Origin of the sequence: Devosia equisanguinis (assembly GCF_900631955.1) — a bacterium.
GTDB classification, from domain to species: Bacteria; Pseudomonadota; Alphaproteobacteria; order Rhizobiales; family Devosiaceae; genus Devosia; species Devosia equisanguinis.
The window spans coordinates 273,189-285,184 of sequence record NZ_UZWD01000004.1 but is presented as its reverse complement, the minus strand read 5'-3'; the positions used below and the strand labels follow the sequence as shown (position 1 = coordinate 285,184).

At 61.2% G+C, this 11,996-nt stretch carries 15 protein-coding genes; 13 read left to right on the top strand and 2 right to left on the bottom strand.

Annotated elements, in window-relative coordinates:
- Positions 1 to 87: 87 nt before the first annotated feature.
- The 9 genes from DEVEQU_RS01450 (at position 88) to DEVEQU_RS01410 (ending at position 5,977) form a co-directional block, all read left to right on the top strand.
- Positions 88 to 567 (top strand): glutathione peroxidase, encoded by a 480-nt coding sequence (locus DEVEQU_RS01450; protein WP_126148777.1) that lies wholly within the window; start codon positions 88 to 90, stop codon positions 565 to 567.
- A gap of 72 nt (positions 568 to 639) precedes the next feature.
- Entirely contained in the window at positions 640 to 1,098 is a 459-nt protein-coding gene (locus DEVEQU_RS01445) for a Crp/Fnr family transcriptional regulator (RefSeq protein WP_126148776.1), read from the top strand.
- Positions 1,095 to 1,397, top strand: coding sequence for a SelT/SelW/SelH family protein (locus tag DEVEQU_RS01440; protein ID WP_126148775.1), 303 nt, complete (start codon positions 1,095 to 1,097; stop codon positions 1,395 to 1,397). Before DEVEQU_RS01445 ends, DEVEQU_RS01440 begins: the two co-directional genes overlap by 4 nt.
- A gap of 60 nt (positions 1,398 to 1,457) precedes the next feature.
- Positions 1,458 to 1,826, top strand: coding sequence for a YegP family protein (locus DEVEQU_RS20290; protein WP_126148774.1), 369 nt, complete (start codon positions 1,458 to 1,460; stop codon positions 1,824 to 1,826).
- Positions 1,827 to 2,001: 175 nt separating this feature from the next.
- Complete coding sequence (locus DEVEQU_RS01430; protein WP_126148773.1) at positions 2,002 to 2,790, top strand: substrate-binding periplasmic protein; 789 nt, start codon at positions 2,002 to 2,004, stop codon at positions 2,788 to 2,790.
- Positions 2,791 to 2,967: 177 nt separating this feature from the next.
- The gene (locus DEVEQU_RS01425) at positions 2,968 to 3,786 is read left to right on the top strand and encodes an amino acid ABC transporter permease (RefSeq protein WP_126148772.1); all 819 of its coding nucleotides are present in this window, start codon (positions 2,968 to 2,970) and stop codon (positions 3,784 to 3,786) included.
- A 78-nt stretch (positions 3,787 to 3,864) separates the two neighbouring features.
- Positions 3,865 to 4,395: a CreA family protein gene (locus tag DEVEQU_RS01420; protein ID WP_126148771.1), complete on the top strand. Its 531-nt coding sequence runs from the start codon at positions 3,865 to 3,867 to the stop codon at positions 4,393 to 4,395.
- A gap of 167 nt (positions 4,396 to 4,562) precedes the next feature.
- On the top strand, positions 4,563 to 5,198 hold the full coding sequence (locus DEVEQU_RS01415; RefSeq protein WP_126148770.1) for a peroxiredoxin: 636 nt from the start codon (positions 4,563 to 4,565) through the stop codon (positions 5,196 to 5,198).
- 425 nt (positions 5,199 to 5,623) lie between these two features.
- Positions 5,624 to 5,977, top strand: coding sequence for a septal ring lytic transglycosylase RlpA family protein (locus tag DEVEQU_RS01410; RefSeq protein ID WP_206437760.1), 354 nt, complete (start codon positions 5,624 to 5,626; stop codon positions 5,975 to 5,977).
- A gap of 78 nt (positions 5,978 to 6,055) precedes the next feature.
- On the opposite strand, the gene DEVEQU_RS01405 is transcribed toward DEVEQU_RS01410, so the two are convergent.
- Together DEVEQU_RS01405 and DEVEQU_RS01400 are read right to left on the bottom strand one after the other, a co-directional pair.
- On the bottom strand, positions 6,056 to 6,736 hold the full coding sequence (locus tag DEVEQU_RS01405) for a phosphoribosylanthranilate isomerase (RefSeq protein WP_126148768.1): 681 nt from the start codon (positions 6,734 to 6,736) through the stop codon (positions 6,056 to 6,058).
- A gap of 15 nt (positions 6,737 to 6,751) precedes the next feature.
- Positions 6,752 to 7,606, bottom strand: a complete 855-nt coding sequence (locus DEVEQU_RS01400) for a MurR/RpiR family transcriptional regulator (RefSeq protein ID WP_126148767.1) — start codon at positions 7,604 to 7,606, stop codon at positions 6,752 to 6,754.
- Between the two features lie 134 nt (positions 7,607 to 7,740).
- Between DEVEQU_RS01400 and DEVEQU_RS01395 the strand changes: the two genes are divergently transcribed.
- From DEVEQU_RS01395 to DEVEQU_RS01380, 4 genes are read left to right on the top strand one after another with little or no spacing between them, the layout of a single operon-like run.
- Positions 7,741 to 8,991, top strand: a complete 1,251-nt coding sequence (locus tag DEVEQU_RS01395; RefSeq protein ID WP_126148766.1) for an ABC transporter substrate-binding protein — start codon at positions 7,741 to 7,743, stop codon at positions 8,989 to 8,991.
- A 53-nt stretch (positions 8,992 to 9,044) separates the two neighbouring features.
- A complete protein-coding gene (locus tag DEVEQU_RS01390) occupies positions 9,045 to 9,944 on the top strand; it encodes a carbohydrate ABC transporter permease (protein WP_126148765.1) in 900 nt (299 codons plus the stop codon).
- A gap of 2 nt (positions 9,945 to 9,946) precedes the next feature.
- A complete protein-coding gene (locus DEVEQU_RS01385) occupies positions 9,947 to 10,783 on the top strand; it encodes a carbohydrate ABC transporter permease (protein ID WP_126148764.1) in 837 nt (278 codons plus the stop codon).
- Between the two features lie 13 nt (positions 10,784 to 10,796).
- On the top strand, positions 10,797 to 11,996 hold the full coding sequence (locus DEVEQU_RS01380; RefSeq protein ID WP_126148763.1) for a trans-sulfuration enzyme family protein: 1,200 nt from the start codon (positions 10,797 to 10,799) through the stop codon (positions 11,994 to 11,996).

Here is an 11,996-nt window from a genome sequence, read left to right as displayed (position 1 = left end):
CGCCACCGCCCGACAAATCGAAAGCGTCGCATTGCATCGGCTGTAGCAGACGCGTACCTCCTGGTCAGACCCAAGCGAGGATCGCTCATGACCAGCCTTTCCGATTTCACCCTCAACCTGCTCGACGGCACGCCGCAACCGCTTTCTGCCTATGAGGGCAAGGTCGTGGTGATGGTCAATGTGGCCAGCAAATGCGGGCTGACCCCGCAATATGAGGGGCTGGAAGCGGTCTATCGCCAATACAAGGACCGCGGCCTCGTCATCCTCGGCTTCCCCTGCAACCAGTTCGCCGGTCAGGAGCCGGGCAGCAGTGCCGAGATCGCCGAGTTCTGCTCGCTGACCTATGACGTCACATTCCCGGTCTTCGAGCGTATCGACGTCAATGGCGAGGAGGCTCATCCGCTCTACAAATGGCTCAAGGCCGAGGCGCCGGGTCTTCTGGGCAGTGAAGCGATCAAGTGGAATTTCACCAAATTCCTCATCGGTCGCGACGGCAAGGTGGCCGAGCGCTATGCGCCGACCACCGAGCCCAAGGACATGACGGCCGATATCGAAAAGCTGCTTTAATCTCGGCGCTTTGCAGCTTCGGGACGATGGTTTAGAAATTGTCGGGCAAGCGGCAGACAAAGGCGGGGGCCAATGCCCGACATTCTCGACTATTGCAAGGATCTCAAGCAGGTCCGCTTTAAATCCGGCCAGGCCATGTTGCCGGAAGGAGAACGGCTAGGGAAGCTGCTGATCCTGATCGAGGGTCAGGTGGAAGTGATCCGTGAGCGTACTCAGGTCACTTATATCGACGAGCCTGGCTCGATCTTCGGGGAGATGGCGGTACTGCTCGACATGCCGCATTCGGCCACGGTGCGGGCACTCTCCGACGTCACCGCCTATGAAATCCCCGATGCGCTGACCTTTCTCGACGGGCATCCAGAGTTTTCGCTGCACATCGCCATCATGCTGGCGCGGCGACTCTATTACACCACCTCTTATCTCGTCGACCTACAGCAGCAAGCGGCCGGCAAGCGACAGGACCTCGACCTGGTTGATCAGATCCTGGCCAATCTTGTCGACCCCAAGGAAGCCGGGCACAAGCGCAAATGAGCCCCAGTGCGGGTCGGCCTCTGATCAGCATTACCTATTGCACCCAATGCAACTGGATGCTGCGCGCCGCCTGGATGGCGCAGGAACTCTTGTCCACCTTCTCGCTGGAACTCGGTTCGGTAACGCTGGTGCCGGGTACGGGTGGGATTTTTGAGATCAGGCTCGATGACGAGCTTATCTGGGAGCGCAAGCGCGATGGCGGCTTCCCCGACAGCCGGGTGCTCAAGCAGATGGTGCGCGACCGCATCGATCCCGATCGCGACCTGGGCCATGTCGACCGGGTGGCGCTCGAAAACTAGTGGCTTTTCAATTCCCGCCATTGCGCTAGTGTTCGCAGAGGATTCAGGGAGGCCAGCGTCATGGCACACAAATTCAACATCACCGCTGCAGCGAACGATCAGTTCAAGTTCGACTTTTCCTACAATTCGGAGAAGATCTTCTGGTCGGAGAATTACAAGCAGAAGGCCAGCGCCAAGAGCGCCATTGAATCGCTGAAAAAGAATGCGCCCGAGGCCATCACTGTCGATCTGTCCAAGGACGAGACCGGCAGCGGCTACCGTTTCGAGATCGTTGCCTCAAAGGACGGCCAGCATTTCGTGCGCTTCGTCGCCAGCAATGGCGAAACCATGGTGCGCACCGAGACTTATACCTCCAAGGCTTCCGCCAAGAACGCCATCGAGTCTCTCAAGACCCGCGGTGCGGCCGCCGACGTGCACGACGAAGCCTGAGCGCTGCTATACGCTTGCGATGGCGGCGCGCGTTTTCAGCACCGCGCCGCCTTGCCGATGCGACCAATTGATCTGGAATGTGTGTCGCTGCGCTTCAGAACCGCAAAACCGTTGCCAGTTTTGCGGGAAACACTCTAGTCTCCCGCAGATGTCACAGCCGGGAGACAATGACCTCATGAACAAGATGCTTGCGCTTTTGGCCGGTGTGGCCCTGTCGGTCGCCGCGATGCCGGTAATGGCCCAGGAACTGCCCGATCTGGACGGTCGCATTATCCATGCCGTCACCGAAAACGCCTATTATCCGCTCAATTTCGCGGGTCCGGATGGGAATGGCATCGGGCTCGAATATGACGTCATCAACGAGATCGCCAAGCGACTCAATGCCAAGGTGGAGTGGAACCTCACCGCCTGGGACGTGATGATCGAAAGCGTGCGGACTGGCCAGTTCGATGTGGGCGCCGACGGCATCACCATCACCGAGGAACGCGCCCAGCAGATCGATTTCACCGAGCCCTTCATCACGGTCGAACAGTATTTCCTGGTGCGTGCTGATGAACAACGGATCACCGGCCCCGAAAGCTTTGCCGAGCATGCCGACCTGTTGTTCGGCGCGCAGGCAGGTACCTCGTCCTTCTATACTGCCATCTATGATGTGCTCGATGGTGACGAGGCCAATCCGCGGGTCAAGACCTTCGATAGTTTCGGCGCTGCCGTGCAGGCGGTCAAAGCCGGGGATGTCGATGCGATCATCGCCGACCAGGCAGCGGCGACAGGCTATATTGGCGCCGATCCGGGGGCGTTCAAGCAGGTGGGCGAGAGCATCAAGTCCGATCCCCTGGGCTTCATCCTGACGCCGGGTTCCGATCTCGTGGCGCCTTTCGATGCCGCGCTCGACCAGATGCGTGAAGATGGCTGGCTCGACGAACGCATCAACTACTGGTTCTTCGACTACGCCGCCAAATAGGCCGCGTATCCGCAGGTCAGGCGCTTCGCCCCCTCCCCATTCAGGGAGGGCCGGGTGGGGAGGGTTCAGTGATCCACCGATGAACCTCCTCCCCCATTTCCGTTCTGCAAAGGGAATGGGAGGCGCGGGGCCTGCCGGTCTGTTCAAGCCGGTGGTTTTTCGCCATACCCCTCGCCTATGAGCCATCGCACCCGCCGGACCCCGCTGTTTTCCCGCCTGCCCTATTGGCTATTGGCGATCCTGTTGCTGTTCGTGCTGGGTCTGTGGGCCATCACCTCGGACCAGACCTATTCGGGCATCTTCACCACGCTTTCCGGCGGGGTGCTGACAACGCTGTGGGTGACGTTCGTCGCATTCATTGCCGCGACCGTGCTGGGCCTGCTGATCGCTTTGGCGCGGACCTCGAACATCCGCGTGCTGCGCGAGCTTGCGACCTTCTATATCGAGATCATCCGCGGCATTCCGATCCTGGTCTTCCTGTTCTATATCGCCTTCGTGGCGGCGCCGGCCATGGTTTGGGCGTTCAACTGGACCATGGCGCCGTTCATCGACTGGGGCTGGCTAGCGCCGGCCAGCGTGCGTGGTTTCGACTTCGTCTGGCGGGCGATCTTCGCCCTCACCATCTGCTACTCGGCCTTCATCGCTGAAATCTTCCGCGCCGGCATCGAGGCCGTAGGGCGCGGCCAGATCGAGGCGGCGCGCTCGCTGGGCCTGTCGCGCTGGCACTGCTTTCGCTTCATCGTCTTTCCCCAGGCGCTGCGCACCATCTTGCCGCCGCTGGGCAATGACTTCGTCTCCATGGTCAAGGACAGCGCCCTGGTTTCGGCCCTGGGGGTGCAGGACATCACCCAATTGGGCAAGCTTTCGGCCTCGTCGAGCTTCCTGTTTTTCGAAACCTATAATGTGGTCGCCTTCCTCTATCTCACCATGACCATCTCCCTGTCCCTGCTGGTCCGCTGGCTTGAGCGGGCACTCAACCGCCGCGTGCGCCAATAGCAGCGCTCGAGCCATCGCCACTCTCTTGCTTATCGCGTGGTGGCGCACCATGTTCGGTGCATCATTTTGGAGGTCGCCATGCACCCATTTGCCCGTATCGCCGTCGTCGCAACAGCTGCGCTTGCCCTGGCGGCATGTGGCGACAATAGACAGGTGGGCAGTGTGGGGGTCGACTGGACCGGCAACGACATCTCCATCGAGGCGGTCGCCGATCCGCAAGTGCAGGGCGTGGTCTGCCACCTGGCCTTCTTCAACCGCTCCTTCATCGACCGACTGAGCCAGGGCAACTGGTTCGAAGACCCATCCTATTCGGCGCTCGATTGCTCGGCGACCGGCCCGATCACCGTGGGCAATATCCGCACCAGCGCCGGCGGCGAGGAGATCTTCAAGGAGGGTCGTTCGCTGATCTGGAAGTCGCTGCGGGTGACGCGCATCTATGATGCCGCCAACAATTCCCTGATCTACCTGGCCCATTCGCGCCAGCTGCAGCAGGGATCGGGCAAGATGAGCCTCTCGGTCGTACCGCTCAACGGTAGCGACGTCACCTGGACCAATGGCGCGCCGGCCGCCAAGCCGATGCAGGGCTCCGTCATGGTGCAGGGCGAGTAGGCTTGCCCCCATTCTCATTGTCGCAGGCAGGCCGCAAAGGCTTGCCGCAGCGGCGCCAAACAAGGCAAAAGCATTTCGTACCCTGCTGCTTTAAGTGGGGTGCAGCAGCACGATATGCTCCATATTGACGAAAACTGACCCGCCCAGGCGGGCAAGGAAAGACGACAATGGCGATCCTGATCGGCGACACCGCCCCCGATTTCACCCTCGAGTCCACCGAGGGTCCGATTCATTTCCATGACTATATCGACGGCTCATGGGCAGTTCTGTTCAGCCATCCCAAGAACTTCACCCCCGTCTGCACCACCGAACTGGGCTTTACCGCCAAGCTGAAGCCGGAATTCGACAAGCGCGGCGTCAAGGTGCTGGGCCTGTCGGTCGACAAGCTCGAGGATCATGGCGGCTGGGCCAAGGACATCGAAGAGACCCAGGGCACGGCGCTGAACTTCCCGCTCCTGGCCGACACCAAGGGCGAAGTGGCCCGTCTCTACGACATGATCCACCCCAATGCCGACAACACCCTGACCGTGCGTTCGGTCTTCGTCATCGGGCCGGACAAGAAGATCAAGCTCAAGATCGAATACCCGGCCTCCACCGGCCGCAATTTCAATGAAGTGCTGCGCGTCATCGACAGCCTGCAGCTTACCGCCAAGCATCAGGTTGCAACGCCAGTGAACTGGGAGAGCGGCGAGGACGTCATCATCGTCCCGGCCGTGTCCAACGAGGCCGCCAAGGCCAAGTATCCAGAAGGCTGGAAAGAGCTGAAGCCCTATCTGCGCATCGTGCCGCAGCCGCGCGACTGATCTGGTTGCGGTCTTTTCCCTGACGAACTGGGGCGGTGGCTTAGGCTGCCGCCTTTTTCTTTGCCACATTTGCGAAGGCGGAGCCGGAAATTCCCGCCTTTCCCATTATTCACAGATCACGATTTTGGTTTTTAGGGCCCCATCGGGCTGTTTTGGGGAACCGTTGCCCATCTGCCACACCGGGCAAAGCGGTTCCAACACTTGCCGCGACCCCGCGGCTAGAGGTGAATGATTCGTTAGTCTCGCGGATTCAAATTCTAAAAAGCCAAGACGAAACACGCTATCGTTAACAGATTTCGGCATTTTAACTGCGGTAAAGGCGCCACAGCGCGTCCATCTGCGGCCAAAAGGCCAGAAATGCTCACATTGTGGCCGCTGGCGCTGCTTAGTCAGCCGGCATCGACAACGACAGTGAGCCTCCCCCATTGATTAAGAAAGCCGTTCTCGCCGCCACCTGTGCTGCAATCGTCCTTAGTTTTTCCAGCGCAGCCTATGCCCAATGTGGTGGCGCATCCTGGTATGGCCCCGGCTTCCACGGGAAGAAGGCCGCATCGGGACAAACCTTCAACGAGAACGCCATGACGGCGGCGCATCGTTCCCTTCCCTTCGGCACCAAGGTGCAGGTCACCGACCAGCGGACCGGCAAGTCGATCCAGGTGACCATCAATGATCGCGGCCCGTTCCATGGCAAGCGCATCATCGATCTTTCCAAGGCCGCAGCCAACGAGCTGGGCTTCCGCAATCGCGGCGTCACCTCGGTGTGCATCGCCGCCATCTAGACTTATCGACCTATTGCCAGAAAACAGGCCGTCCGCAGCAGCGAACGGCCTTTTTGCTATCTGTGGAGTGCCTCCGGGTCAGGCGGCAGCGTGCGCAGCCTTGACGAAGGCGGCAATCTTGTCGATGTCCTTGCGGAAACCACCGCCATCGAGCGGTTTATTGGTGTGGGTGAGAGAATCCACGCCCCAGGGCCGCACGGCTGCGATGGCAGAGCCGACATTATCGGCATTGAGCCCGCCGGCCAGGATGACCGGGCGCTGGCTGCGCGCCACGATCTCGCGGCTGATCGACCAGTCATGGGTGACACCGGCCGCGCCGATGCCACCGATATGAGGGGCGACGGAATCGAGGATGAACAGGTCGGAGACCGCTTCGAAGGCGGCGGCGTGATCCAGCGCCTCGGGGCCAGTCATGGGTATGGCCTGCAAAATTTCGAGGTTGGGATGAACGGCCTTGAGGCGGTCGCGCAAAATGCCGACCTGTTCGGGGGTAACGAGGCTGATATCGCCGCAGAGGTGCAAGACGTCGGGACGCACCGCCGCAACCATGGCGGCGATATCGCCGAGATCGCTCTCCACCGAAAGGGCGACGCGCTTGGCCTTGCCGTCCAGCGCATCGACGATGCTACGGGCCGTGGCGAAATCGATCTCACCGGGCAGGCCGCGATTTGAGGGCGTCACCCCCAAATAGTCGACACCCGCTGCGGCCGCCAGGACGGCCTCTTCGGGGGTCTGCATCGTATAAATCTGAACCTTCATGGGTCTCAACTTCTGCTAGATGGATTTGGGCAGAATGGCGTTGACCATTCGCTCTTCGATGAGTTGGGCCTGGTTGCCCAAACGTTGTGCCAGCGCGACATAAAGCGCGTCGATCAGCGTCAGCTGCGCCACCTGCGCGGCCATGGGCTCGCTGCCATGCTCGTAGGAGACGCTGACCAGGGTGGTGTCGGCCAGCTGCGCCAGCGGCGAGCGGCGATTGCCAGTGATGCAGATGGTGGCGGCGCCACGGGCCCGCGCTTCCTGCAGCAGCAGCACGGGATCGCTGGTGATCCCGGAATAGGAAATGGCCACCACCAGGTCCTGTGGCCCCATGCCGGCGGCATGCATGATCTGCAATTGGGAATCGATGGGCGCGTCGCAGCGCAGGCCCAGTCGGAAGCAGCGTTGGTAAAAGGCCTGGGCGACGATACCCGAGCCACCGACGCCGCCGACGAGGATGTGGCGCGCCGCGGCAATCTGGTCGATGGCACGTGTCAACGTGCTTTCGTCGAGCACGGCAAGCGTGTCATCGAGCGCACGGCCAATGGCGCGAAACACGGTCTGGGCCAGTTGCAGCCCATCGGCAGGCGGCGCGTCGCCCGATACAGGCGTTGGCACGAAGGGTTCGCGCGCCAAAGCCAGCTTGAGATCGGTATAGCCTTCAAAACCCGCGGCCCGGCACATGCGCAGCACGGTGGTGTCGCTGACCTCCACCAGTTGCGCTACCGCAGACATAGACTGACGCATCACATCTTGGGGATGCTCGAGGATCCACAACGCCACGCGCCGCTCGGAATCCGACAGGGTGGGCAACACGCTGCGTAGCTGGCTGGTGGCGGACAATACCCTGGCCTGTGCCGGTTGCGCCATGTTGAGCCTCCACTCCCCCTCGACAGCAAAGCCGTAGCATGGGCCTGATGTGGTGTCACTATAGACAGGTCACATTCGTTGTGGCACCACTTCATAACGGACCAGCAATGGTGGCGGTCTAGGAGGAACCACAGATGACATTGAAGTCGTTGTACGGCGCGAGCCTGCTTGCCCTGGCCTTGGCGCTTCCGGCCCAGGCGGGTGAATTGACGTTCTGGCATGCCTATGCAGGCCAGCAGGATAAGGTCGATTTCATCAATTTCGCACTCGATGAATTCGCCAAGGCCCATCCCGATATCACGCTGGACGTGGTGGCCTCCGAGCAGTCCTCCTACAAGACCAAGCTGAACACCGCCATGGCCTCGGGCAATCCGCCCGACGTGTTCTACACCCTGCCGGGCGGGTTCCTGGGTGCCTTCGTCGATGGCGGGCAGATGTATGCGCTGGACGAAGATCTGGCCAAGGATGGCTGGGGCGACAGCTTCCTCGAAAGCGCCCTGGCCCAGACCACCATTGACGGCCATACCTATGCCGTGCCGGTCGACGTGGACTCGGTGGTCTTCTGGTACGATAAGGCGCTGTTTGCCGAAATGGGCTGGACCCCTCCAACCACCTGGGAAGAACTGACCGCTCTGGCCGAGGAAACCAAGGCCGCCGGCGTCATCCCCTTCTCGCTGGGCAACAAGGATTCTTGGCCGGCAACCTTCTGGTTCCAGTATATGGAAATGCGGCTCAAGGGCTCGGGCGTGGTCTCTGCCTTCGTCAATGGCGACGCCGACGCGACGCTGGGCGAAGAAGGCACCACTGCTTTCCAGAACGTCGCCGACCTCGCCGCCAAGGACTATTTCCCCATCGGCTTCAACGGCCTCAGCGACCAGGAAGCCAATATGCTCTTCCTCAATGGTCAGGCCGCCATGCTGCTCAACGGCACCTGGCAGATCGGCGCTTCGGCTGATGCGCCCGAAGGCTTCGATCTCGGCTACTTCGCCTTCCCGTCGGTTGCCGGCGGCAATGGCGACCAGACCGACGTGCTGGCCGGCGTGGCCGCTGCCTTCGGCATCTCGGACAAGACCGAGAACAAGGCCGATGCGGTGACGCTGGTCAAGTTCCTCACCTCCGAAGCGGTGATGAAAAAGTATGTGGAGCTGCGCAAGACCATGGTGACGGTCAAGGGCGCGACCACCGAACAGGATGCTGGCCCGGTGCTTTACGGCATTGCCAATGACCTGATGTCGGCTGCGGGCCATCTCGACCCGTTCTATGACACCGCCATGCCTCCGGCCGCGACTAATACCTATTATCAAGTCCTTCAGGGCGTCCTGGAAGGTTCGGTTGCCCCAGCCGATGCCGCCCAGCAGCTCGAGGCCGCACTCAAGGCAAACTAAGAGTTGCCAGGTGCTTCCGGTGCGGCTTCGGCCGCACCGGACCGGAGACGACGATGAACAAACACGCCCCATCCCAGGATTTTACCGTTCCTGCGCTGCTGTTCCTGGCGCCGGCCATTATCCTGGTCGCTACTTTCGTCGTTTATCCGATCGTCTATTCCGGCTGGCTGTCCTTCCACCAGTGGAACGGCGTCTCCACCCCGATCTTTGTCGGCCTCGGCAACTTTGCCCGGCTGGCTACTGACGCAACGTTCTGGCTGTCGCTGGGCCGCAATATCGTGGTCGCGGGCACCGCATTGGTGCTGCAGGTCTTTGTCGGCCTCGCCATCGCCTATTGCCTGGTGCGCGTCGTTCCCTTTGTCAGCCGCTTCTTCCTGTTCTGCTATCTCGTGCCAGTGATGGTCAGCGAGATCTGCATCGGCCTGCTCTGGCGCTTTCTCTACAATCCCTATTTCGGGCTGGTGAACGGCGCCCTCAAGGCGATCGGACTGGGCGATCTGCAACGGGGCTGGCTGGGCGAGTCCGACACCGCCTTCCTCGCCGTTATCGTGGTGATGAGCTTCACCTATCTCGGCCTCTATGTGCTGCTGTTCACCGCCGCGGTGCGCAGCGTGCCAGAATCGCTTTACGAGGCCGCTGATCTCGACGGCGCCAACCATTTCACCAAATTCTTCCGCATCACCATTCCCATGGTCTGGGACGCGGTACGGGCCAATGTGCTCTTGGCCATTATCGGCTCGCTCAAGACCTTTTCGCTGGTTTTCGTGCTTACCAATGGCGGCCCCAACCAGGCCAGCGAGGTGGTCTCGACCTATCTCTACAAGGTCGGCTTTTCGAGCTTCGAGATGGGCTATGCCGCAACCATTGGCTTTGCCCAGATGGTGCTGACGGCACTCGCCGCCTGGATCATCTTCCGCTACCTGCGCCGCGCCACTAGCGGTGGGGAGGACTGAGCATGAAGATCAATGCCCGGATCACTCCCACCACGATCGTCGTGCTGGCCGTGCTGGCGCTGCATGTGGTGATCGTGATCTTCCCCTTCGTCTGGATGATCTACAGCACCTTCAAGACCAATCGTGAATTCATGCGCTCGGTCTGGGCACTGCCGCAGGATTGGTCGTTCGACGCCTATGTCTCGGCCTGGAGCAATGGCGCGCTCGGCACCTATACGATGAACTCGCTCTGGATCATGGCGGGCTCTACGCTTCTCACTGTGGCGGCGGCCACTTTGGCCGGCTATGCGCTCGCCGTCTATCGGCCGCGCTGGATGGCCGGGGTGGAGCTGGGCATGACCGCCGCCATGGCCATTCCCGCCTATGTGGCCCTGGTGCCGCTGGTGGTGATGCTGCGCACGGCGGGCCTCCTCGATACCCATCTCGGCGTCATTCTGCCCACCGTGGCCTTCAACGTGCCGGTGACCATCTTCATTATGCGCGCCTTCTTCGCCACCCTGCCGCGCGAACTTTTCGATGCTGCCCGTGTCGACGGCGCCGGCGAATGGCGCATTTTCTGGCGCATCGCCATGCCGATCGCGCGCCCCGCCATGTTTACCGCCGGCATCGTCAACATGATCTGGGTGTGGAACGACTTCCTCTTCCCCATGGTCTTCATCAACAATCCGGCGCGCAAGACGCTGCCGGTGGGCCTGACCGATTTCGTGGGCGAACACATCACCAATTATCCGGTGATGCTGGCCGCCATTCTCATTGCCGCCATCGCGCCGTTGGTGCTGTTCGTCATCTTCGAACGTCAGGTCACCGCTGCGCTACTGGGCGGCGCCGTCAAGGAATAACCGGAGTACTTCGATGTCCAAGGATCTCAATTTCGCCAGCCAGGCCGTGTTCTACGATCCCGAGGAACACTCCCAGTCGATCAGCTACCCGATCTACATGTCGGCCAATTTCCAGTATGCCGGCGATATCTACGACCAGATCGTGGATGGCGCGCGCAAGGAAGTGAACATCTATTCGCGCTGCGGCAATCCCACCGAATACAAGCTCGAAGAGCACATCGCCAAGCTGACCGGCGGCACGGCCTGCCTCGCCACCGCATCGGGCATGGCCGCCATTTCCCATGCGCTGTTCGGCATTCTCAAGGCCGGTGATCATGTGGTGGCCGATCTCACCACCTATTCAAGCACGCATGAATTCTTCGACCATCGTGCCCAGGATTTCGGGCTCAAGGTAAGCCTGGTCGACTGCACCGACGTCAAGGCGGTGGAAGCCGCCTTCACCGACAAGACCAAGGTGCTCTATGTCGAGGCCATCGCCAACCCCACCATGAAGGTGCCGCCGCTGCGCGCGCTGGTGGAACTGGCCCATTCCCGCGGCATCGTCGTCATTTGCGACAATACCTTCGCCTCCCCCGCCGTCTGCCGTCCGCATGATTTCGGCGTCGACGTGGTGGTGGAAAGCGCCACCAAGTTCATCGGCGGCCATAACGACGCTGTCGGTGGTGTCATTACGCTCAAATCCGACATCCTGCCGGCCGACTGGGTAGAAGATGTGCGCTGGAACACGCTCAACAAGCTGGGCGCGCCGCTTTCCCCCTTCAATGCCTGGCTGCTGCTGCGCGGCGCCCAGACCCTGGCGCTGCGCCTTGAAAAGCAGTGCGCCAATGCCCGCGCGCTGGCGCTGCATCTGGAGAAGCACCCCAAGGTCAAGCGCGTCTTCTACCCCGGCCTCGAATCGCACCCCAACTATGAATCGGCCAAGGAACAGCTCAAGGATGGCGGTGCCATGCTGAGCTTCCGCGTTGCCGACGAAGCCTCGGGCGTGCGCCTGCTCAAGCGCCTGCAGCTCTGCTCGTTCGCGGCCAGCCTGGGCGGGTTGCGCACCACCACCCAGGTGCCCGCCACCATGGCCTTCCTTGACATTCCGAGCCAGGAACGTGAAGCCATGGGCGTGGTCGACGGCCTCGTCCGCTTCTCGGTGGGCATCGAGCATATCGACGACATCATCGCCGATGTCGACCAGGCCATCGAGCAGATGCATATCGACCTCTAG

Coding starts and splice junctions, on each gene's coding strand:
- DEVEQU_RS01420 (WP_126148771.1), top strand. CDS start 3,865: ATGCACCCATTTGCCCGTATCGCCGTCGTCGCAACAGCTGCGCTTGCC.
- DEVEQU_RS01390 (WP_126148765.1), top strand. CDS start 9,045: ATGAACAAACACGCCCCATCCCAGGATTTTACCGTTCCTGCGCTGCTG.
- DEVEQU_RS01450 (WP_126148777.1), top strand. CDS start 88: ATGACCAGCCTTTCCGATTTCACCCTCAACCTGCTCGACGGCACGCCG.
- DEVEQU_RS01380 (WP_126148763.1), top strand. CDS start 10,797: ATGTCCAAGGATCTCAATTTCGCCAGCCAGGCCGTGTTCTACGATCCC.
- DEVEQU_RS01445 (WP_126148776.1), top strand. CDS start 640: ATGCCCGACATTCTCGACTATTGCAAGGATCTCAAGCAGGTCCGCTTT.
- DEVEQU_RS01400 (WP_126148767.1), bottom strand. CDS start 7,606: ATGGCGCAACCGGCACAGGCCAGGGTATTGTCCGCCACCAGCCAGCTA.
- DEVEQU_RS20290 (WP_126148774.1), top strand. CDS start 1,458: ATGGCACACAAATTCAACATCACCGCTGCAGCGAACGATCAGTTCAAG.
- DEVEQU_RS01430 (WP_126148773.1), top strand. CDS start 2,002: ATGAACAAGATGCTTGCGCTTTTGGCCGGTGTGGCCCTGTCGGTCGCC.
- DEVEQU_RS01405 (WP_126148768.1), bottom strand. CDS start 6,736: ATGAAGGTTCAGATTTATACGATGCAGACCCCCGAAGAGGCCGTCCTG.
- DEVEQU_RS01415 (WP_126148770.1), top strand. CDS start 4,563: ATGGCGATCCTGATCGGCGACACCGCCCCCGATTTCACCCTCGAGTCC.
- DEVEQU_RS01425 (WP_126148772.1), top strand. CDS start 2,968: ATGAGCCATCGCACCCGCCGGACCCCGCTGTTTTCCCGCCTGCCCTAT.
- DEVEQU_RS01395 (WP_126148766.1), top strand. CDS start 7,741: ATGACATTGAAGTCGTTGTACGGCGCGAGCCTGCTTGCCCTGGCCTTG.
- DEVEQU_RS01440 (WP_126148775.1), top strand. CDS start 1,095: ATGAGCCCCAGTGCGGGTCGGCCTCTGATCAGCATTACCTATTGCACC.
- DEVEQU_RS01385 (WP_126148764.1), top strand. CDS start 9,947: ATGAAGATCAATGCCCGGATCACTCCCACCACGATCGTCGTGCTGGCC.